We start from the raw sequence: 19,064 nt of genomic DNA, 5'->3' as shown, positions 1-19,064 counted from the left end.
TCGCCAACTGCACCGCCCTCATGTTGCTCGGCGCCCTCTCCGCGCCAATCCCTCACTAGCACACACCTTTCAAGAGCTGCGCCAGCGCGCGGCAAGGAGTTGTCATGTCCACACAAAGCGTGGCGCCAGTGGCGCACGAGCAAACCCTGCACATTCTTCCACACGCAGCGACCAGCACCAGCGCCTTGGTGCTCGACGGTGACAGCCTCGACAAGATGATGCGCTTGGCTGACGTGATGGCTACCGGCCGCGCCACGGTGCCGAAGCATTTCAACGGCAACTCAGCGGATTGTCTGGCGGTCGTCATGCAATCGATGCAGTGGAAGATGAACCCGTTCGCGGTAGCCCAGAAAACGCACTTAGTGAACGGCGTACTCGGCTATGAAGCCCAACTGGTCAACGCAGTGATCACCACCTGCGCGCCGGTTCTGGATCGCCTGCACTACGAGTGGTATGGCGCTTGGGAAAAGGTGATCGGCAAGTTCGACATCAAAACCAACGGCGAAGGAAAGCAGTACCGCCAACCCGGTTGGAAGCTCGAAGACGAAGAGGGTTTGGGCGTCAAAGTCTGGGCCACCTTTCGCGGCGAAGATGAGCCCCGCGTTCTTGAGTTGCTGCTGGCCCAGGCCCGCACTCGTAACAGCACGCTTTGGGCTGACGATCCGCGCCAGCAACTGGCCTATCTCGCTACCAAGCGCTGGTCGCGACTGTATTGCCCTGACGTGATCCTTGGCGTGTACAGCCCGGACGAGCTCGAAGAAGTCACCCCAATCATCCGTGATGTCTCACCGCCTAAAGGCAGGCCCACCGCAGAGCTTCCACCCTATCCCGACGACAAGCTTGCCGAGAACCTGCCCAAGTGGCGCGCCGCCGTCGACTCTGGAAGGTCTGCACCTGATCACCTAATCGCGACCGTCAGCAGCAAATTCACCCTGAGCGAAGAGCAGATCGAAGCGATCAAGGCCCTCGCCCCCATTGAAGGAGAGCAAGAATGAGAATCCATAACGTCGCTCAGGGCTCCGAAGCCTGGCATGCGCTCCGCGCCAACTACTTCACTGCCTCCGAGGCACCCGCCATGATGGGCGCCTCGAAGCAGATGAAACGCACCGAACTACTCAGCGCCAAAAAGACTGGACTCGACCGCGATGTGTCGTGGTGGGTGCAGAAATACCTGTTCGACAAGGGCCACGAAGCTGAGGCCATGGCTCGCCCAATTCTAGAAGCTCGGATCGGCGAAGACCTGTTCCCCATCGTCGGCACCGACGGCGATCTGCTCGCCTCACTCGATGGCTGCACCATGCTCGGCGAAACGCTGTTCGAGCACAAAATGTGGAACGAGCAGCTCGCCGCCGATGTACGGGCCAGCAGTCTTGACCCGCACTATTACTGGCAGCTTGAGCAGCAACTGCTGGTGAGCGGCGCTGAGAAAGTGATCTTCGTTTGCTCCGATGGCACCGAAGACAATTTTGTGTCGATGGAGTACACGCCGGTACCGGGTCGCGCTGCAACACTCATTGCTGGGTGGAAGCAGTTTCAGGCCGACCTGCTCGACTTCACGCCAGTCGAGGTCCTGCCTGAGGCCGTCGGCAAAACACCGGAGAGCCTACCGGCGCTGCGCATCGAAGTCACCGGTATGGTCACCGCCAGCAACCTGGAGCAGTTCAAAGCTCACTCGCTGGCCGTCTTCGCGTCGATCAACACCGAACTGGAAACCGATCAGCACTTCGCCGACGCAGAGAAAACCGTCAAGTGGTGCGGTGACGTCGAAGAGCGCCTGGCCGCTGCCAAGCAGCATGCGCTGAGCCAGACCGAAAGCATCGACGCCCTCTTCCGCACTATCGACGAGATCAGCGCCGAGGCACGCGCTAAGCGCCTGATGCTCGACAAACTGGTGAAAGCTCGCAAGGTCAGCATCCGCGAAGACATCGTCATGGATGCCGCAAAGGCGCTGCAGACGCACATCGATCAGATCAACACATCACTGGGCGGCAAAGCACGCATGCCGGCCGTGCCCGCCGACTTCGCCGGCGCCATCAAGGGCAAGAAATCCATCAGCAGTCTGCGTGATGCCTCTGATTCGGAACTGGCCCGGGCGAAGATCGCTGCCAGCCAAGTCGGTGACAGCATCCGCGCCAACCTGGCCAGCTTGGTCGAGCTCGCCGCCGATTACGTATTCCTGTTCAACGACGTTCAGCAGCTTGTGCTGAAGGCGAACGATGACCTGGTCACGCTAACCAAGGTGCGAATTTCGGAATACAAAAAAGCCGAGGAGGAGAAAGCCGAAGCCACTCGGAAGCGAATCCGCGAGGAGGAACTTCAGCGGATCGCCGACGATGAAAAAGCAAAGCTGGACGCCTCGCATGTTGTTGAGCCTGTACCTATTGTGACGCCCGCATCAGTCAGGGTAGCGCCGGCAGTACATCAGGCTGCATCCAAGCCCGTAACGGCGGCTGCCACCCCGTCTGTGAATTTGCAGGCCGAGGTATTCGATCTAGAGGCGTTGATTAAGGCGGTGGCTTACGGCCAAGCCCCACTATCGATTCTGTCCGTCAACTGGGAAGCACTCGACGCACTTGTCGCGGACCAAGGCCCCCAGTTTAGCATGGCCGGTGTTCGACTAACGAAGGCTGCCGCATGAGTACGATACGGCGAGTGGTAATCAGGGATCACGGCAATTTTGATGATTTGCTGGGCTTATGAAATAGAAGTAAGTAGAAGTCGCATGCAGGATAAACAAACGTCAAAACGACGAAGTAGACTTAGCTTTTTGGGGTGGTGTTCGTGTGTGCGTTTTTTTGGGGGGATGAGGGGGGGGGGGACGAGGAACTAACAATTCAACTCGCCCCAAGAGGTCTTTTCATCTAAAGTAGTTAAGAAATGTATCGACATCCGTGAGAGAACGGCGAACATCTGAAAATAACTCTCTCATTTCTGGATCATACCCTTTATATTGCCAGAGGACCCGATCACCCTCATCAAGCATGGCGATCACTAGAGTACTATTCCAATATTGCTCACCATCTACAAACTCCGAGTATTTTAATTCGTACAGTGCTATTCTCTTACCTTTAAATGCAGTCTCCATATATAACGAATAAATATCATCCGTACCCAAACGCAGTAAGCGTGGAGCGTCCTGCACATGCCAAACAATAGCCCGACTAGAGGTCTCAACAATAAGCCTTACAACTAAATTTTCAGCCGTTCTATCTCTCATGACCCAGTAGCCTCTCTGTCTTTTATAAGACCTTCGAGTAGCACGATAAAACCATGCAACTCATTATGTATTTCCCATGCCTGCTTCGTAGAAAGCGATCTATTACTCTGATCAAGCCATGTTTTTTTGACGACAATGGCGTTTACAATTTTATCAGCGGCGTGCTTCTGCAAGGACTCTAGATTTGGCCTTACAGTTTGCAAGTGTGCTTTCACTTGATACATCAATACCATAACATCCTGTCTACGAACTTCCTTTTCCTCATGAAAATCTTCTTTATTTAATCTTTCAAGCTCCTCCCACCCCTTAATGCCCGCGCGTAATTTAAGTACGAGCTGTGCAACTTCCAAATGAATCTCTGGAGGCCTTACTTTTCGCTTCAGTATATTTCTTATTTTTCCTGCATAAACAAGAGTAATAACAGCTAAAATCGTCCCAAAAACGGTGCAAATTATGCCAATCTTATTAGCACTTTCCCAAAGATCTTTGTCATCCCACATCAAACTGCCCCGAACCAGTTAATAAGGCCGCACGGTATATTCACATCGTTGCGACTATGACGTAGTGATCTGTAAGAAAACGCAGATCCTAAACCTAAAAATCTCACCAAACACCTCAGAGAATAGTCAAAATAATCATCCAACACATTCGGCTCATGGACTTATTACTCCTTACATTGCGCTCAATTACTTACGCTTGGCCGGTTCGGGTGGCGCTTGATTTCAGACTACCACGAGCCTCCCCAGAAAACGTTGTTAAAGATAACCCACATTCCACTATGCCGCATTTTACAGACCGTCGCCATCGAGCTAAAAAATCTGGATCACAGTGAAAAATATCAGACCCTAAGCCCGATGCAGAGTCTCAACAACCAGGTGCGCCAGCGCCAACGACAGACATGGCTGGATCTACCGGCCCACGGAATTGAAGAGGCAGGCAATGGCCGAGGAACAGCAGGAGCCGACGGCGGAAGCCATCAAGCAGCGCAAGAAGCGCGAGAAGAAAGCGGCGGACGATGCCGAGAAGGGAGTCGGCGTTTTCAAGGTTGAGGTGGCCGGCGTGTTCATGCCGGACCTAAAGCGCCTGATGATGGAACACGGCTTCAACAACCAGCAGGAGGTGTATCAGAACCTGCTGCGTAATGTGATCGCCGCTGACTTCGAGACGGCGGCGTGGATGCTTCGCAATGTCACGACACCTTACGAGCCAAGCGAAAAGGTGTTGCGACAGTTGATAGCTGCCGGGCTGCTGCACTTGACAAAACACCCCGGCGAGCCCGAAGACGAAATAATCGAGCAGAGTTAGCTTACATCCAACTGGACGTCATTCCATTCTCTTAGCTCTTTCCCACTCAGTTTTTAATATCACTTGCGCTATGTTAACGATTTCACCACATGTATCAATCGCACCACCTTCGTGGATTTCGGCTTTTTCCAAAGCGCGTCGCACAGAAGTTAGTAACTCTTGAAATGAGGCCTCGCCTGGGTTTGATAAAAGATGGATTTTTGCATTAAGCGAGAGAGCAGACAGTTTCAAACGTCGTTTTTCTTCTTCCCATGAAGCCATCAAACTCGCTGCCGTCGGCTTATCGTGGTCACAGATTTTATCGATAAATATCTGATGGGCTTGTTTGCTTTCGGTGTGTATTTGCAACAGACCTATAGCAGCAACATAGTCTGCACAGGCCTGGCGCAGATCATTGATCCATGCTTGACGACTGTCCTTAAGGGCCACTGCCTTGGCCAAAGCCATTTGATTGCTCGCGGTTCGCTTATAGGTAAAAACAGACACCCAAGCCCCCACTATTACAGCGATTGCGGTAAGTACAAACCCGAAAAGAGTTACTAAGTCCGTCCCGGTATCAACGACAGCTTTGATTTCTGGAAGTTGATTGAGAGTTACCATCAAATTTTCAATCGCCACATCTTCTCCTTGACCCGGCCTCATGCCGGGCGAACACAAATACCCCACCACAACCCCAATCGCCACTGTCACATCCAGTCACGAAAGGCGGCGCCTGACTGGAGAAAGCCACGTCTCAGCAACACCACATATTGGTAGGCGACCGCATCGACATGGGGCTTTATCCAGGAATAAACATTGAGATGCCCTGAGTAAAAGCCGCAAAAGAAGCAACGACGGCGGCTCCTGCATTCCACCTAGACTGCTTTCGCAGTGTTTCGTGGATGTTGGAGCCCGCTGTGGTGTCATTAATTGCGAATGACTTCATCCCATCACTTTCCAAGCGGTCACCAGATTTAACTGTGGCCATTGCAGAGTAAAGCCAAAGACCGGCGGAAACTATCGCAGCACCCGCCGATGCAAACTGAAGACATTGCTTCAAACATTCCACTCTGACACTCCTTGATTTGGCTCCATGCCAGGCCGAACACCAATACCCCACTTCAACGAATCCCACCAGTGGGCAGGGAGGCTGGCGTCGTCGCCTACCGCACCGAAGGATCAGCAACTCGGTCAATCGCCTTCCTGTAGCTGGCCAGATCAATGATCTGCCGCAAGCAAATAACGACTTCCAGCTTCTGCTTGTCGTCGGGAATCCCTATTCGCTTGAGCATCATTTGAGCGTCTTCTTCGATTGCCGCGAGTGCATCGATATCGCTTTGCAGTCTCATGTCGGCCTCCCTCCAGGCTGAGTTCGACCTAAATAAATACCCCACTTCAACGAATCACGCCAGCCGGCGAGGATCCCATGTCGCCATATGAAATATCAGGGACCACCGTCGTGAGCTTCTCCGGCGGGCGGACCAGCGCCTACATGTTGCGCCAGGTACTGGACAACAACGATGACCTGAGCAATCTGGTCGTCACCTTCGCCAACACTGGTAAGGAACACCCGTCCACGTTGGAATTTGTACGGGAATGCGCCGAACGCTGGTCGGTACCGATCATTTGGCTTGAGTTTCGAGACAACGAGGCGGGGTTTGAGGTTGTCGATTTCGGCAGCGCCAGCCGCCAGGGCGAACCATTCGAGGCGCTGATCCGTAAACGGAAGTACTTGCCCAATCCGGTGACTAGGTTCTGCACCATCGATCTGAAGATCCGGATCATCCACAAATACTTGCGCAGCCAAGGCCTATCAACCGAGGAAGTGCCGGTTGACATGATGACCGGCATCCGCGCCGACGAACCGCGCCGAGTGGTGAAGATCCGGCACCGGAAAAGCACCAGCGAAAGCAAGTGGGCAACGATGGTGATGCCGCTGGCTGATGCCGGTGTCGGTGTACAGGACGTGACGGACTTCTGGGCCGGCCAACCATTCGACCTGATGTTGCCGACGATCAATGGCCGCACGCTGGAAGGCAACTGCGACCTCTGTTTCCTGAAGGGTGCCAAGCAAGTCTATTCGATCATCGCCAGCGACCGCCCCAAGGCTGAGTGGTGGGCTCGCATGGAAAGCTCAGTTGTATCCGGCGGCAAGTTCACCGGTGACGGTGCGCGGTTCCGCAGCGACCGCCCTAGCTATCAGCAAATGCTCGACTACTCCGACACCCAATTCGACATGTTCGCGGACCAAGACGAAGCCATTGGGTGCTTTTGTGGTGACTGAAGGGTAATCAACAAGCCGGAATTCGGCTAAGAATGGCCTCATACGCCTTATTGAAATCGTAACCTGGCACATATGGCGACTGTCGAAAATCTGCAAGCCTCGGCTCCGAATCAATTTGGAACGAATCTAAAAACTCGTCCTGTTCAGCAATCAGAATCTCAGGCTGATTGTAATTCTCAAACTGACTGCCAGTTATATCGATGAGATGACTGCCAAGCTTCAGCCAAACATGGCTCATCAGCTCCTCATTCTTTCCGCCGTGCGCTCCTGAGATCCTAACCGCACCGGGAAAGCCCTGATCATGAAGGTATGCAGCCAGCAACAGCGATGAGTCGTCACAGCACCCGCGTGGAAAGTCGCCCTTGATAGACATGTTGTCAAACCAGTGACCACTCAATACAAGTTCAGTTAGTGCTAATCGAAAATCCGCCACAACCTCACTCAAACGACCGTTATCTATCCCGCTCTCCATCTTCACACTCCTTTTCTGATCCCGGAACTATACCGGCGAGGATCCCCTATGTCCGCACAACAGAAGAAACACCCCTTCGATTTCAAAACCCAATACGGACTTGGCTTCAGCACTCAGGACGAAGAGATCGTTGTCGACTTCTTCTGCGGTGGTGGCGGCGCCGGCACCGGGCTGGAGATGGGTCTGGGCCGCGCGGTGAATGTCGCGAAGAACCACAGCCCTCAAGCTATCAGCATGCACACCGTCAATCACCCAGGCGCCGTGCACTACACCACCGACGTATTCGAGGGTGATCCAGATACCGAATGCGGCGGCAAGGCCGTGGGTTGGTTCCACATGTCGCCGGACTGCACCCACCACAGCCAGGCCGCCGGCGGCCAGCCGCGCAAGCGCGAGATTCGCAACCTGTCTTGGATCGGCCTGAAGTGGGCCGGCAAGAAGAAGCCCCGCGTCATCAGCCTGGAGAACGTGAAACAGATCCTCCAGTGGGGGCCGCTGATCGCCAAGCGCTGTAAGGCTACCGGCCGGGTGGTGAAGCTTGGCGGAGGCATCGCTGAGCCGGGCGAAGTCGTTCCGGTCCACCAGCAGTTCCTGGTCCCCGACCCGAAACGTCGCGGCCAGACCTGGGCAACCTTCGTCGCCGAGTTGCAACATCTGGGCTATGTCGTCGAGTGGCGCGTCATCAAGGCATGCGACTTTGGCGCGCCAACCAGCCGGGAGCGACTGTTCATGATTGCTCGCTGCGATGGCGAGCCGATTGTCTGGCCAACGCCGACCCACGCCAAGAACCCGGTCAAAGGTCAGCAGAAGTGGCGCACCGCCGCCGAGTGCATCGACTGGACAATCCCGAGCAAAAGCATCTTCGACCGGCCAAAGCCACTGGCACCCGCCACCCTTCGCCGGATTGCCAAGGGCATGAAGAAGTTCGTCATCGATGCCGCTGACCCGTTCATCGTACCGATAGCGAACTGGTCAGGGGAAAGCGTGCAGTCAGCACATGACCCGCTGCGCACCGTCACCTCCTGGCCGCGCGGCGGATCGTTCGCCATGGCCAGCCCGATCATCGCACCAGCCACGCACCAGGGTAGCGATCGCATCAACGACCCGGGCGAGCCGATGCCAACAGTAACTTGTGCCAATCGCGGAGAGTTGACTCTATCTGCCGCCACGCTTGTGCAGCTGGGCAACGGCGACAAGCCCGGATCTGCACCGCGTACCGCCGACCAGCATGAACCGCTCGGCACCATCATGGCGTCTGGCGGAAAGTACGCGGTTGCCGGCGCGCACCTAGTGAAGTTCCGGTTTGCCGATGAAGGCAAGGCGCTCAACGAGCCGCTGCCCACCATCACCAGCGGCGGCAACTACCAGCGCCCGGCTGGCGCTGCCCACGCGATGGGAATCTCGACGGTGTTCATGGCCCAAATGAATGGTGGATTCAACACCACCGACGCCAAGAACATCGAAGACCCGATGACTACGGTAACCAACACCGGCAGCCAGCAGCAGCTGGTGACCGCCAACCTGGTTCACCTACGCGGAAACTGCGATGCGCGGGACGCCACTGACCCGCTGCACACCATCAGCGCCGGCGGCACTCATCACGGGCTGGTCACTGCGTTCATGGAGCGTCAGTTCGGCGCCAGCGTTGGCCAGGCCATGGACGAACCGGCACCAACCATCACCGCAGGTGGTGGTGGCAAGAGTTCGCTGGTCGAGTTCCAGCTGTCGCCAGAGGTTGAAGCAGGGGCGCTGCGGGTCGCGGCATTCCTCATCAGCTATTACGGCATCGAGAACGTGAGCGGTGCCGGCGAGCCTGCTCCGACGATCACCACAAAAGATCGCCTGGGCCTGGTCACCGTCACCATCAAAGGCACGCCGTACGTGATCGTCGACATCTGCCTGCGGATGCTTCAGCCGGCCGAGCTGTACAAGGCTCAGGGCTTCCCCGCCGACTACATCATCAGCCATGGCGCCGACGGCAAACCGTTCACCAAGACTCAGCAAGTCCACATGTGCGGGAACAGCGTCAGCCCTCCACCGATGGCTGCGCTGGCTCGGGCAAATGATCCATGGCGTGTAGTTGAGCTTGAAGCTGTGGCGGCTTAAAGCGGTTGACCAAACCAGTAAGCAAGTTCATCGACCAGGCTAGAAAACGAAAAACGCTCATCCTCTGTTAGAAGTGATGCCTTTACTTTGTACAGGCCAATGCTATCCGGGTCCGTCAACCCTGCTGTGCTCTTTATAGCCCTGAGTTCTGCAATAAGACGCTGAACATCGTCAGACAAACTGCTGATATTGAGATCGGAAAGTCCGTGATCGCACTCAGCGAAAGCGTTGGCAATCGACTGATTCTCACCGTGAGGGTGAGGCAACATCAGCATCCTGCGGGCATCGCTAAATTTTTCGGCAGCATAAGAAATGGTCATAGATTTTCCTCGATAGATTTGAGCGTTAGAGCTTAACCATATCTACCCAAATAGACACCAAGCATGCGGCCAAGCTCGGCAATCGCCTGCTCCAACTAGAGAAATGCCCATGCCCACAGAAAACAAACTCGCTGAACCGCTGAAGGTTGAGCGCTCGACAGTGACAAAGCTGGTCATCACCGGCGCGCCTCGGCTTGACCCGATCACCGTGTTCTTCGAGGATTTCGGCCGGCGGGACTGCCCGACCGAATCCAACCCGAACTACCAGACCGCCCAGGGCAAGATCACCATTAATTGTTGGGACAAAAGCTGGAATGCTTATTGGGGTGGCATGGGACCCCGCACTGTCGCGGAATTCGTCGCCGACTGCGGATGGGACTACGTCCTTAATTGCTTAGATCGCGGCATCAGCTCCACTGTCTTCAGCGGCGACGCCCTCCACGCCTTGGCCAAGAAGTGTATCGTCCAGCGTCGGCGGCAACAGACCGAGCGCCACGAGTGGGAACTGGGCGAGCTGAGCAAAGATGAAGCTCGCGAGCTTTGGCATGACATCGATGTACTGCGCAGCATCGAAAGCTCAAACGAATGCTGGCATCACAGCAACCTTCTGACCGAACTATTCGGTGAGGAATGGCATTACACGCTCGGCGATAAGGCCGTCGAGGAAAACCACGAATTCACATATTTGCGTCGCATTGTCGAAACGGTACAGTCAGCTGTTCACCACAACGTCGTGAACATATGAAGACTAATTCTTGATCTTCGTGCTAGCCATACAACGGGAAACCCGGCTCACTATGTTCTAGCGATACCGAACAAAAGCCTCCTGAAATACGCTTCAATACCGTCGTTATCACCATCAAAAAGCTTGGACAATTCTGGACTATCAATAATTTTTAATGCTATCTCTCGCAACATCACCATCATATCGAAGCTCATGTCAGGTATCTGCTCAGCCACACTATCTTTAATATGAGAACCGTGTGTTATTTGAGATCTCACCGCATAACACTTTTTCATCATCTGATAGCTCTTTTCCATCGCTTCTCCGTCACCTCCCAAGAACATCGCTACTCGCTCGGACAGCCTATGAGTCAGTTCGGAAGTGTCAGTAGAAAACAAACTCTCCAGAGCGCTACACATCTGAGCTATTTTCATAGCAGGATGCGAGGTTCTACGTGCCAACTGAACAAAGTTTATAAATCTAGCAAACCGAGTATAACTCTTTGATATAACAGGAGTTGCAATCGTTACACCACGATCATGTATATAAGTTCTAAGCTTTAAACTCCTTTCAATCCACTGCTCCAGATCATTCAAGCTAATAGTTGTTACGGTTAGTCGCCCCCCATAAGAATCGCTGGCATGTGATGCCAAGTTATTATTCGACCATTCTACTGATTTGTTTTTTTCACTTTTTTTTGCGAAAGCAATTTCACTATGAATGGAACTATCATAGACAAGCCACGAATCTTGCAGAATCCACTCAATCCACACTAGCCAACAAAACAGAATCTCTGAAGCAGTCGCATCATCCCCCCAAGCCGCATGATCAAACTCACCGACCACTATATTACTTGCTCTTTGAAAATGAGAATATTCTATTTCCCCCGCATAACGCCTAAAATCTGATCCAATATAATCTGATACATTTTTAGCCCCAACAATTAGAATAACGCCGGGCATAAACTCATAACTACCAGAAGGAACATTGAAATCCAAATATCTAATAGTAGTTAATAGCTTGACCTTCCACATACAAACCCCGCCTAAATTGAAATCCCCATTACTTTCTCATACAAAAAAGAAATAGACGAGCATCCACCTTTTAGCTCTTCATTCTGCCCTCAATGGCAGCCAGAAACTCTTACCCTTCAAAGTCAGCCGCTATAGCGGCAAAGGACGAAGTCATGCCTGAAGTAAAGATCGTATTCGTCAACGACAAGCCTGCCGAATGCGGCTGTCAGCTGAGCTTTAGTGATGGCCAAGGCCAGTATTCGAATGTCTACCGTGTCACTCCGTGCGCCACCCACGCTGAAAAGCCATTCGGTCCCGCCGAAGTGAAGCGCGATAAGGATGGCTGGTGGTACCACCCGAACATCCCGAACTTTGGTGAAGGCGAAGATCCTGCCCCATACACCGCTTGGACGAAGGAGCAAGGGCTGGAGCTGAAAGGCTGGCACTCGGGTGACGAGACTTACGACCTTCCGGAAGAAGACGCTGCTTGCAATGCCTGGAATCCCGAGTCACCGGGGCCTGAGTGGTTCCTTATGGGGATTTTTGATACTGAGGACGGCCCGTATGTGCAATGGGCTCGGAGAGTCACGCCATGACCAAGAAAGTGCACCTCACGACCAGCTCAGGATCAGATCAAAACGGCGAGTGGCACAGCTCATCAGCTTGCGGCCTGAACGAGGATTCAAACGCTGACTGGGACGGTACCGGCAGTCGCGACAAGGTGACGTGCAAGCGCTGCCTGACAAAGATGGCCAAGCCTAGAACACCATCAACCATCGGCCTTCACAAGGAACATCCGATACTTTTCAGCGGGCCAATGGTTCACGCCATATTGGAAGGCCGAAAAACGGTAACCCGGCGACCTCTCAAGGGACACCATATCCCGCACCAGATCGGCACCGAGGGTGAAGAGCTCAGATGGATGGCAACCGTCCAAAACCATCCTCGCTGGGGGTTTGGCGCTTTCGGAGCTACCGAGGCCGAGTGCGTCGCCGAACTGGCGATGTACGGTGGTTGCCCATACGGCAACCGAGGTGACCGGCTTTGGGTACGCGAGACATTTGCTGGTCCGCTGGTCGACGAAGAGGAAATGCACCTGGTCGAGCGTGATGGCTGGGATGCTTTCCGCAAGCCAGAGCACTGCCAGTACCGGGCGAGCGGCGGCAACGCCGAGTTCTACGACCACTCCAAAGAAGAAACGGTTAGCCGGTGGACGCCAAGTATTCACATGCCGCGCTGGGCAAGCCGCATCCTGCTGGAGATCACCGAGATCCGCGTCGAGCGGTTGCAGGACATCACACCATCACAGGTTACCGCCGAGGGCGTGAGTACCCACGGCGAAGCACTCTGGGGTGGTGAGTGGTGGGTAGATGCGCCCGATCAGGCCATCGAAGATGCTCGAAAGGGCTTCTCTGATCTTTGGGTCTCCACTGGCGGCGACTGGGACGCCAACCCGTGGGTCTGGGTCGTCGAGTTCAAGCTTTTGAATTAGGAAGCCCCTGATCGCGGCGATACATTTCATGCAACTTTGCCGCTTCGATACCTTCCTGCATGTTTGGAAATCGCTTGCCCCACTCCCCCAACAACTGGAGAAATGTCGTATGCAGATCTAGACCCTCAGCGCTTACCTCGATACACAGCTCACGGATGTCAATTCGTTGCTGATCTGTCACATTGCCTGGCCACCCGGTTGCTTCCTGAAGACGATGCACAACTATATGTCGCCTTTCAATCAGCGCCAGAACCCTGTCCTCTAAAGCTGCAATTGGCTGCACCCCTGACAACTCCTTTAACAGAGCCTTAACAGGCTGTTTGAGCGCCTTATCAGCTTGGACTGGCACAACGTCCTCCACTGTAGTGGCGTCGGCCTGCTTGATTGCCAATCTGCAAGCAATGATGAAGATATTCTCAAACATCTGAGCTGCGACAACTGCCATCCCAATGGCCTCATAGATTCTACTGTCAGTAATTTCGCTTACATCTGTATCAGTCATACAAAAAAGTCTCCGCTAAATGACTTGATCTGCAGCAGCCTTCTAAAACCACCCCCCTCCTAACTTTAAACCTGCCGGAGAACGGCGGGCGAGGAATTCCTGTGACCAAAGATCAGCTCCCAGCGCTGGCAGCAGCTGTTGCGCGCGCAATTGAGGCAGGCAAGGCGGCCGCCAACGCAGCGCCAGATGATGGCGGTAGCGCCAACCTCGATCGCGTTTACATCCGGGTCGGCCTTCTCCGCGAAAGCACCCTGGACAAGGCAGGCATTGTTGGCTGGATACAGGCTGCCACCACTTACCACACCAGGGCTTTTCACCTCAGCGCCCCATTCGATGGTCAGGGCAACCGGCGCTACGCCGGCGTGCAAGCCATGTACAAATCCCTGAAGGCAGAAGGCGTCGAGTGTGGCGTCTGGTACCAAATGGATTAACCCCCTCCCCACCTTCTGCCGCCACGCGCGGCATGGAGCATCTCTATGGAAACTGAAATTCTCTCGGACGACGAGCTGGCGGATCTCACTGGCTACAAGGCTCGGGCCTACCAGCGGCGCTGGCTGGCAGACCGCCATTGGGTGTTCATCGAAAGCCGCGGCAAGCGTCCATTGGTTGGACGGATGTATGCCCGCATGAAGCTGGGCATGATCTCCCCCACCATCGCTGACCCCAACCCACCGCCGGCAGCTCCGGCATGGACGCCAGACTTCTCGCGAGTGAACTGATATGCGCCCCCGCAAGACCGAGTATCACCACCTTCCCCCACGGATGTATCAGCGCTCCCGCAAGCGGAAAAGCGGTGGTGTGTGGACCGCGTATTACTACCGCGACCTGCTGGGCAAAGACATCCCTCTAGGCAAAGACCTCGACAAGGCGAGGATCAAATGGGCAGAACTCGAAGCCAAGGAAAAACCGCTTGACCTGCGCACCATGAAGGGCATCTTCGACAGGTACATCCGCGATATCGTCTCCAAAAAAGCACCGCGAACCCAGAAGGACAATATGTCGGAGATCAAGCAGCTGCGGCCGATGTTCGACAGCGCTCCCATTGACTCGATCACCCCGGCCACGATTGCCGGGTACCGGGATGCACGGACGGCAAAGGTTCGGGCGAATAGGGAGATCGCCACCCTTTCCCACGTTTTCAATATCGCCCGGGAATGGGGGCTGACGACAAAGGAAAATCCCTGCCAGGGCGTGCGCAAAAACAAGGAAACGCCGCGGGACTATTACGCGAATGATGTGGTGTGGGATGCGGTTTACAAGAAGGCAGCTCAAGAGCTGAAAGACGCGATGGACCTGGCCTACCTCACCGGGCAACGACCGGCAGATGTCCTGGTGATGCGAAAGGATGATGCAGAGGGGGGATACTTGGGAGTGCAACAGAACAAGACGCACAAGAAGCTGCGGATTCAGATGACCACCGGCGGCGAGGCGAATAGCCTGGGGCGACTGATTGCTGAAATAACCGAACGCAATACTCGGCACGTTTCGAACTACCTGATCGTCAGTCGTCACGGCAAACGGATGACCGCGACGATGCTGAGAAAGCGTTGGGACATTGCTCGCGAGAAAGCAAAGCTGGCCGCAATCGAGATCGGCGACGAACTGCTGGCAGCAAAGATCGGTGGATTTCAGTTCCGGGATATCAGGCCGAAGGCTGCTTCGGAAATCTCCGATGTCGGCGAAGCGAGTCTGCTTCTTGGGCACACCAAAGGCGACATTACCGAGCGCGTTTATCGCCGCGTTGGCGCCATTGCCAGGCCGTCAAAATGACCTGAAAAAGCGTTCCATAACTCAAAGCGGAGCCCTTGTAGAATGCGGTCTGTAGGGGTGCTGTAAAACCAAAGTAATGGAACGAAAAATCGCTGCAAGCCGCGAATTCAGCGGCTTTGAATAGCGGTCTTGAAAACCGTCGACTGTAACAGGTCCATGAGTTCGAATCCCATCGCCTCCGCCATCTTTATACGACAAAGCCCTGATTATTCAGGGCTTTGTCGTTTCTGGCTTTTGGGAAAAACCTGCCAGCCCATACCCTAGCCTCGGTGAGCCACGCTTCCGAACACGATACTCGCGCATTAATCCGCACCGTGGTCAGCCGCGCAGCTCCCCCCAAGCCATCAGTTTCTTAAAGCAGACTGATCTGAAACAGAACACCTCGCGACATGCGGGTAGGGTTCGCGTAGCACCCACCACACCTTTTTCAGCCCAATTCACTTTCCCTGATAAGCTTCTTGTTAATCTTCCCGACGCTGGTTTTAGGGATCTCGGCAACGAACTTGAACTGCTTGGGAATCGCCCATTTATTGATCCTGCCCCGCTCGACAAATCCTTGAAGGTGCGTCTCCAGGATCTTGCGGTCGAGATACTGCCCAGGCTCGCACACCACCAACGCCATCGGCCGTTCGCCCCATTGCTCGTCCGCAATGCCCACCACCGCGACCGACATGACGGCCGAGTGCTCGCTGATCAGGCTCTCCAGTTCCAGGGAGCTGATCCACTCCCCGCCTGTCTTGATCACATCCTTGATGCGGTCCTTGATTTCCACTCCACCCAACGCGTCGATAGAGGCCATGTCGCCGGTGTGCAACCAGCCGTTGTGCCACAACTCGGCGCCCTTTTCGGGTTCCTTCAAATAACCTTGGGTCAGCCAAGGCGCGCGCACCACGATTTCGCCCAGAGACTCGCCGTCATGGGCAACGTCATTGCCATTGGCATCGATGATTTTCAGATCGACCATCGGCACAGGTGTGCCCGTCTTGATGCGGGTGGTCAGTTGGGTTTGCGTGGATTGATCGAGGTCTTCGTCACGCAGGTAAGTCAGGCACAGCAACGGACAGGTTTCCGACATGCCGTAACCGCTGTGCACCTGAATCCCTTTGGCGCTCGCTTCGCTGGCAATACCTAATGTCAGCGCGCTGCCGCCCAGGAGCATTTTCCAGCCATCGAAACGAGTCCGTTGTGCTTCCTCGCAGTTCAGGATCATTTGCAGAATGGTCGGCACACAGTGGGAGAACGTGACCTTCTCCTCTCGATACAGCCTGACCAGGCTGTTGGGTTCGTAGCGTCCGGGGTACACCTGCTTGATCCCCATCAGGGTGGCGACATAGGGCACACCCCAGGCATGCACGTGAAACATCGGTGTGATCGGCATGTAGACGTCATCGGAGCGCAGCAGCGGCAACCCCTGATAGACGCCCAAAGTGCCGACGGCATTCAAGGTGTGCAGGACCAATTGGCGGTGGGTGAAATACACGCCTTTAGGGGCGCCAGTGGTGCCCGTGGTGTAGAAAAGAGTCGCGACGGAGTTTTCATCGAAATCGGGAAAGTCGTACTGGTCGGCCGACCCCACCAACAGGTTTTCATATTCCCCCAGCACCGGTAGCGACGTGTGAGTGGCTGTGTCATCCGTAAGCTGCAGGTAACCTTTGACGGTCTTCAGCTGTCCGTGAATCTGTTCAACCAGAGGCAGGAAATCATCATGCACCAGCACCAGGTCGTCTTCGGCGTGGTTCATGGTGTAGAGCACCTGATCCGGCGAAAGACGGATGTTCACGGTGTGCAGCACCGCGCCGATCATCGGTACGGCAAAGAAACATTCCAGGTAGCGATGGCTGTCCCAGTCGAGCAGGGCCACCGTATCCCCGGCCTTGACGCCGGCAGCGGTCAAGGCGTTGGCCAGCCGACGGATCCGCTGGTTGAGCGTCTGGTAGCTGTAGCGCAGTTTGTCGGCATACACGATTTCCCGGCCCGGCCCGTAGCGCACGCCGGACAGCAACAATTGCTTGATCAGCAAGGGATAGGCATAGGCGCCGTCGGCGGGCGGAATTATTTTTGTCGCCATCATGGTTGGGAGTCCTTGTTCTTTCGATCAGAAGTGCGCTGCGTCCAGTTCGTAGAGGCATTCGCTGCCAGCCTTGGCCGACGCGCTCAACGAATGGATACGCGGCAGCAGACGGGCGAAGTAGAAGCGCGCGGTGGCCAGTTTGCTGGCGTAGAAATCGTCTTTGGAATGCGTGCTCATGGCGGTTTTGGCCATTCGCGTCCACATGTAGGCGTACGCGGTGTAGCCGAACACGTGCAGGTACTCGACCGAGGCCGCACCGATTTCATTCGGGTTGTTCTGGGCTCGGTCCAGTAGCCATGCGGTCAGTTCGTCGAGGGTGTCGACGGCGGCGTTCAACGGTTGGGTGAACTCGCCGAGGTCAGCGCAGGCATTGGCGGTAAAGTTGCGGATTTCCGAAGCGAACAGCCGGTACAGCGCCCCGCCGCTGCCGACGATTTTGCGCCCGGCCAGGTCCAGTGACTGGATACCGTTGGTGCCTTCGTAGATCTGGGTGATGCGCACGTCGCGAACCAATTGCTCCTGGCCCCATTCGCGGATGTAACCATGGCCGCCGAAGATCTGCTGGCCATGCACCGTGGTTTCCAGCCCCATGTCGGTGAGGAACGCCTTGGCCACCGGGGTCAGCAGCGACACCAGTTCCTGGGCGCGGGTGCGGGTTGCCGCGTCATCGCTGTACTTGGCGGTATCCAGTTGCAGGGCCACGTAGCTGGAGAACGCCCGCCCGCCTTCGTTCAAGGCTTTCATGGTCAACAGCATGCGCCGTACATCCGGGTGAACGATGATCGGATCGGCGGCTTTGTCCTTGTTCTGTGCGCCCGTCGGCGAACGGCTTTGCAGACGGTCACGGGCGTATTCGACGGCGTTCTGGTACGAACGCTCACCCAGCGCCAGGCCCTGGATACCCACGCCCAGACGTTCGTAGTTCATCATGGTGAACATCGCCGCCAGGCCCTTGTTCGGCGCATCGATGATCCAGCCGGTCGCCCCGTCAAAGTTCATTACGCACGTGGCGGAGGCCTTGATGCCCATCTTGTGCTCGATGGAACCGCAGGACAGCGCGTTGTGCTCACCCAGCGAGCCATCGGCATTGACCAGCACCTTGGGCACCAGAAACAGCGAAATACCTTTGGGGCCGGCGGGTGCATCCGGTAACCGCGCCAGTACCAGATGGATAATGTTTTCGGTCAGGTCGTGCTCGCCGCCGGTGATGAAGATCTTGCTGCCGCTGACCTTGAAACTGCCGTCGGCCTGAGGTTCGGCTCGGGTGCGAATCAGGCCGAGGTCCGTGCCGGCATGCGCCTCGGTCAGGCACATCGAACCGGTCCAGGTGCCGGCGTACATGTTCGGCAGATAGCGTTCCTTGAGTTCCTGACTGGCGTGGGCATTGATCGACAGGCACGCACCGGCGGTCAGCATCGGGTACAGGCCGAACGACAGGCTTGCCGAGTTGACCATCTCCTCGACCTGAGCCGAAATGGCCTTGGGCATGCCCATGCCACCGAACTGCGGATCACCGCCAACACCCACCCAACCGCCGTCGGCGAAGGCCTGGTAAGCCGCGACAAAACCGTCCCGTGCCTGGACCGCGCCGTTGTTCCAGGTGCAGCCCTGTTCGTCGCTGCTGCGGTTCAGCGGTGCGATAACTTCGCCACTGATTTTGCCCGCCTCTTCAAGGATCGCGGCGGCCGTTTCTTCATCGATCACTTCGGCCAGGCCAGGCAATTGGGCCCATAGCCGGGACACCTGGAAGACTTCGTTGAGTACGAAGCGCATGTCGCGCAAAGGAGCTTTGTAATCAGACATCGTTGG

22 protein-coding genes are annotated in these 19,064 nt (G+C 55.5%); 11 read left to right on the top strand and 11 right to left on the bottom strand.

Annotated features, from left to right (window positions below):
• Positions 1–104: 104 nt before the first annotated feature.
• Together ASC74_RS07725 and ASC74_RS07720 are read left to right on the top strand one after the other, a co-directional pair.
• Positions 105–995, top strand: coding sequence for a RecT family recombinase (locus tag ASC74_RS07725; RefSeq protein ID WP_056740581.1), 891 nt, complete (start codon positions 105–107; stop codon positions 993–995).
• Positions 992–2,638: a YqaJ viral recombinase family protein gene (locus ASC74_RS07720; protein WP_056740578.1), complete on the top strand. Its 1,647-nt coding sequence runs from the start codon at positions 992–994 to the stop codon at positions 2,636–2,638. The genes ASC74_RS07725 and ASC74_RS07720 overlap by 4 nt, the downstream gene beginning before the upstream one ends.
• A 219-nt stretch (positions 2,639–2,857) precedes the next feature.
• Here ASC74_RS07720 and ASC74_RS07715 read toward each other — a convergent pair whose 3' ends face one another.
• The gene (locus ASC74_RS07715; protein ID WP_056740576.1) at positions 2,858–3,217 is read right to left on the bottom strand and encodes a hypothetical protein; all 360 of its coding nucleotides are present in this window, start codon (positions 3,215–3,217) and stop codon (positions 2,858–2,860) included.
• Positions 3,214–3,717, bottom strand: a complete 504-nt coding sequence (locus tag ASC74_RS07710; RefSeq protein ID WP_056740574.1) for a hypothetical protein — start codon at positions 3,715–3,717, stop codon at positions 3,214–3,216. The genes ASC74_RS07715 and ASC74_RS07710 overlap by 4 nt, the downstream gene beginning before the upstream one ends.
• A gap of 439 nt (positions 3,718–4,156) precedes the next feature.
• On the opposite strand from ASC74_RS07710, the gene ASC74_RS07705 reads away from it, so the two are divergent.
• Positions 4,157–4,522, top strand: coding sequence for a hypothetical protein (locus ASC74_RS07705; RefSeq protein WP_056740572.1), 366 nt, complete (start codon positions 4,157–4,159; stop codon positions 4,520–4,522).
• 18 nt (positions 4,523–4,540) lie between these two features.
• On the opposite strand, the gene ASC74_RS07700 is transcribed toward ASC74_RS07705, so the two are convergent.
• The 3 genes from ASC74_RS07700 to ASC74_RS07690 all read right to left on the bottom strand — a co-directional run bounded on the left by ASC74_RS07700 (position 4,541) and on the right by ASC74_RS07690 (position 5,850).
• Positions 4,541–5,140, bottom strand: coding sequence for a hypothetical protein (locus ASC74_RS07700; protein ID WP_056740571.1), 600 nt, complete (start codon positions 5,138–5,140; stop codon positions 4,541–4,543).
• 160 nt (positions 5,141–5,300) lie between these two features.
• On the bottom strand, positions 5,301–5,570 hold the full coding sequence (locus ASC74_RS07695) for a hypothetical protein (RefSeq protein ID WP_056740562.1): 270 nt from the start codon (positions 5,568–5,570) through the stop codon (positions 5,301–5,303).
• A gap of 94 nt (positions 5,571–5,664) precedes the next feature.
• Complete coding sequence (locus ASC74_RS07690) at positions 5,665–5,850, bottom strand: hypothetical protein (protein ID WP_056740561.1); 186 nt, start codon at positions 5,848–5,850, stop codon at positions 5,665–5,667.
• Positions 5,851–5,927: 77 nt separating this feature from the next.
• Here ASC74_RS07690 and ASC74_RS07685 point away from each other — a divergent pair, with 77 nt between their 5' ends.
• Entirely contained in the window at positions 5,928–6,785 is an 858-nt protein-coding gene (locus ASC74_RS07685; RefSeq protein WP_056740560.1) for a phosphoadenosine phosphosulfate reductase domain-containing protein, read from the top strand.
• A 7-nt stretch (positions 6,786–6,792) separates the two neighbouring features.
• On the opposite strand, the gene ASC74_RS07680 is transcribed toward ASC74_RS07685, so the two are convergent.
• Complete coding sequence (locus tag ASC74_RS07680) at positions 6,793–7,257, bottom strand: hypothetical protein (RefSeq protein WP_056740559.1); 465 nt, start codon at positions 7,255–7,257, stop codon at positions 6,793–6,795.
• A gap of 48 nt (positions 7,258–7,305) precedes the next feature.
• Between ASC74_RS07680 and ASC74_RS07675 the strand changes: the two genes are divergently transcribed.
• Positions 7,306–9,363, top strand: coding sequence for a DNA cytosine methyltransferase (locus ASC74_RS07675; protein WP_056740558.1), 2,058 nt, complete (start codon positions 7,306–7,308; stop codon positions 9,361–9,363).
• Here the strand turns inward: ASC74_RS07675 and ASC74_RS07670 are convergent.
• Positions 9,360–9,683: a hypothetical protein gene (locus tag ASC74_RS07670; RefSeq protein WP_056740557.1), complete on the bottom strand. Its 324-nt coding sequence runs from the start codon at positions 9,681–9,683 to the stop codon at positions 9,360–9,362. The two genes, ASC74_RS07675 and ASC74_RS07670, sit on opposite strands and share 4 nt — an antisense overlap.
• 109 nt (positions 9,684–9,792) lie before the next feature.
• On the opposite strand from ASC74_RS07670, the gene ASC74_RS07665 reads away from it, so the two are divergent.
• Positions 9,793–10,428, top strand: a complete 636-nt coding sequence (locus ASC74_RS07665) for a hypothetical protein (protein ID WP_056740555.1) — start codon at positions 9,793–9,795, stop codon at positions 10,426–10,428.
• Between the two features lie 50 nt (positions 10,429–10,478).
• On the opposite strand, the gene ASC74_RS31570 is transcribed toward ASC74_RS07665, so the two are convergent.
• Positions 10,479–11,441, bottom strand: a complete 963-nt coding sequence (locus tag ASC74_RS31570) for a HEPN domain-containing protein (RefSeq protein WP_156400800.1) — start codon at positions 11,439–11,441, stop codon at positions 10,479–10,481.
• A gap of 152 nt (positions 11,442–11,593) precedes the next feature.
• Between ASC74_RS31570 and ASC74_RS32010 the strand changes: the two genes are divergently transcribed.
• Complete coding sequence (locus tag ASC74_RS32010; RefSeq protein ID WP_236713251.1) at positions 11,594–12,016, top strand: hypothetical protein; 423 nt, start codon at positions 11,594–11,596, stop codon at positions 12,014–12,016.
• Positions 12,013–12,912 (top strand): hypothetical protein, encoded by a 900-nt coding sequence (locus tag ASC74_RS07650; protein WP_056740551.1) that lies wholly within the window; start codon positions 12,013–12,015, stop codon positions 12,910–12,912. Before ASC74_RS32010 ends, ASC74_RS07650 begins: the two co-directional genes overlap by 4 nt.
• On the opposite strand, the gene ASC74_RS07645 is transcribed toward ASC74_RS07650, so the two are convergent.
• The gene (locus ASC74_RS07645) at positions 12,896–13,414 is read right to left on the bottom strand and encodes a hypothetical protein (RefSeq protein ID WP_056740549.1); all 519 of its coding nucleotides are present in this window, start codon (positions 13,412–13,414) and stop codon (positions 12,896–12,898) included. The genes ASC74_RS07650 and ASC74_RS07645 overlap by 17 nt on opposite strands.
• Positions 13,415–13,515: 101 nt before the next feature.
• Here ASC74_RS07645 and ASC74_RS07640 point away from each other — a divergent pair, with 101 nt between their 5' ends.
• The 3 genes from ASC74_RS07640 to ASC74_RS07630 are packed head-to-tail and all read left to right on the top strand — an operon-like array spanning position 13,516 to position 15,184.
• Positions 13,516–13,845 carry a hypothetical protein gene (locus tag ASC74_RS07640; RefSeq protein WP_056740547.1) on the top strand — a complete coding sequence of 110 codons (330 nt, stop codon included), beginning with the start codon at positions 13,516–13,518 and terminating at the stop codon, positions 13,843–13,845.
• Positions 13,846–13,890: 45 nt separating this feature from the next.
• Positions 13,891–14,133 (top strand): DUF4224 domain-containing protein, encoded by a 243-nt coding sequence (locus ASC74_RS07635; RefSeq protein ID WP_046048601.1) that lies wholly within the window; start codon positions 13,891–13,893, stop codon positions 14,131–14,133.
• 1 nt (position 14,134) lies between these two features.
• Positions 14,135–15,184: a tyrosine-type recombinase/integrase gene (locus ASC74_RS07630; protein ID WP_056740545.1), complete on the top strand. Its 1,050-nt coding sequence runs from the start codon at positions 14,135–14,137 to the stop codon at positions 15,182–15,184.
• A 427-nt stretch (positions 15,185–15,611) separates the two neighbouring features.
• Here the strand turns inward: ASC74_RS07630 and ASC74_RS07620 are convergent, their stop codons facing one another.
• Positions 15,612–17,255: a fatty acid--CoA ligase gene (locus ASC74_RS07620; protein ID WP_056740544.1), complete on the bottom strand. Its 1,644-nt coding sequence runs from the start codon at positions 17,253–17,255 to the stop codon at positions 15,612–15,614.
• A 24-nt stretch (positions 17,256–17,279) separates the two neighbouring features.
• Positions 17,280–19,058, bottom strand: a complete 1,779-nt coding sequence (locus ASC74_RS07615; protein ID WP_056740543.1) for an acyl-CoA dehydrogenase C-terminal domain-containing protein — start codon at positions 19,056–19,058, stop codon at positions 17,280–17,282.
• Positions 19,059–19,064: the final 6 nt, after the last annotated feature.

This window comes from Pseudomonas sp. Root329 (assembly GCF_001424925.1).
GTDB lineage: Bacteria > Pseudomonadota > Gammaproteobacteria > Pseudomonadales > Pseudomonadaceae > Aquipseudomonas > Aquipseudomonas arabinosi.
This window is presented reverse-complemented; position numbering and strand designations above follow the sequence as displayed.

Excerpts from the sequence above, each read along its gene's own strand:
- ASC74_RS07680 (WP_056740559.1), bottom strand. The coding sequence starts at position 7,257 with ATGGAGAGCGGGATAGATAACGGTCGTTTGAGTGAGGTTGTGGCGGAT.
- ASC74_RS07705 (WP_056740572.1), top strand. The coding sequence starts at position 4,157 with ATGGCCGAGGAACAGCAGGAGCCGACGGCGGAAGCCATCAAGCAGCGC.
- ASC74_RS32010 (WP_236713251.1), top strand. The coding sequence starts at position 11,594 with ATGCCTGAAGTAAAGATCGTATTCGTCAACGACAAGCCTGCCGAATGC.
- ASC74_RS07720 (WP_056740578.1), top strand. The coding sequence starts at position 992 with ATGAGAATCCATAACGTCGCTCAGGGCTCCGAAGCCTGGCATGCGCTC.
- ASC74_RS31570 (WP_156400800.1), bottom strand. The coding sequence starts at position 11,441 with ATGTGGAAGGTCAAGCTATTAACTACTATTAGATATTTGGATTTCAAT.
- ASC74_RS07665 (WP_056740555.1), top strand. The coding sequence starts at position 9,793 with ATGCCCACAGAAAACAAACTCGCTGAACCGCTGAAGGTTGAGCGCTCG.
- ASC74_RS07650 (WP_056740551.1), top strand. The coding sequence starts at position 12,013 with ATGACCAAGAAAGTGCACCTCACGACCAGCTCAGGATCAGATCAAAAC.
- ASC74_RS07670 (WP_056740557.1), bottom strand. The coding sequence starts at position 9,683 with ATGACCATTTCTTATGCTGCCGAAAAATTTAGCGATGCCCGCAGGATG.
- ASC74_RS07675 (WP_056740558.1), top strand. The coding sequence starts at position 7,306 with ATGTCCGCACAACAGAAGAAACACCCCTTCGATTTCAAAACCCAATAC.
- ASC74_RS07685 (WP_056740560.1), top strand. The coding sequence starts at position 5,928 with ATGTCGCCATATGAAATATCAGGGACCACCGTCGTGAGCTTCTCCGGC.
- ASC74_RS07620 (WP_056740544.1), bottom strand. The coding sequence starts at position 17,255 with ATGATGGCGACAAAAATAATTCCGCCCGCCGACGGCGCCTATGCCTAT.
- ASC74_RS07645 (WP_056740549.1), bottom strand. The coding sequence starts at position 13,414 with ATGACTGATACAGATGTAAGCGAAATTACTGACAGTAGAATCTATGAG.
- ASC74_RS07725 (WP_056740581.1), top strand. The coding sequence starts at position 105 with ATGTCCACACAAAGCGTGGCGCCAGTGGCGCACGAGCAAACCCTGCAC.
- ASC74_RS07715 (WP_056740576.1), bottom strand. The coding sequence starts at position 3,217 with ATGAGAGATAGAACGGCTGAAAATTTAGTTGTAAGGCTTATTGTTGAG.
- ASC74_RS07635 (WP_046048601.1), top strand. The coding sequence starts at position 13,891 with ATGGAAACTGAAATTCTCTCGGACGACGAGCTGGCGGATCTCACTGGC.
- ASC74_RS07710 (WP_056740574.1), bottom strand. The coding sequence starts at position 3,717 with ATGTGGGATGACAAAGATCTTTGGGAAAGTGCTAATAAGATTGGCATA.
- ASC74_RS07615 (WP_056740543.1), bottom strand. The coding sequence starts at position 19,058 with ATGTCTGATTACAAAGCTCCTTTGCGCGACATGCGCTTCGTACTCAAC.
- ASC74_RS07630 (WP_056740545.1), top strand. The coding sequence starts at position 14,135 with ATGCGCCCCCGCAAGACCGAGTATCACCACCTTCCCCCACGGATGTAT.
- ASC74_RS07690 (WP_056740561.1), bottom strand. The coding sequence starts at position 5,850 with ATGAGACTGCAAAGCGATATCGATGCACTCGCGGCAATCGAAGAAGAC.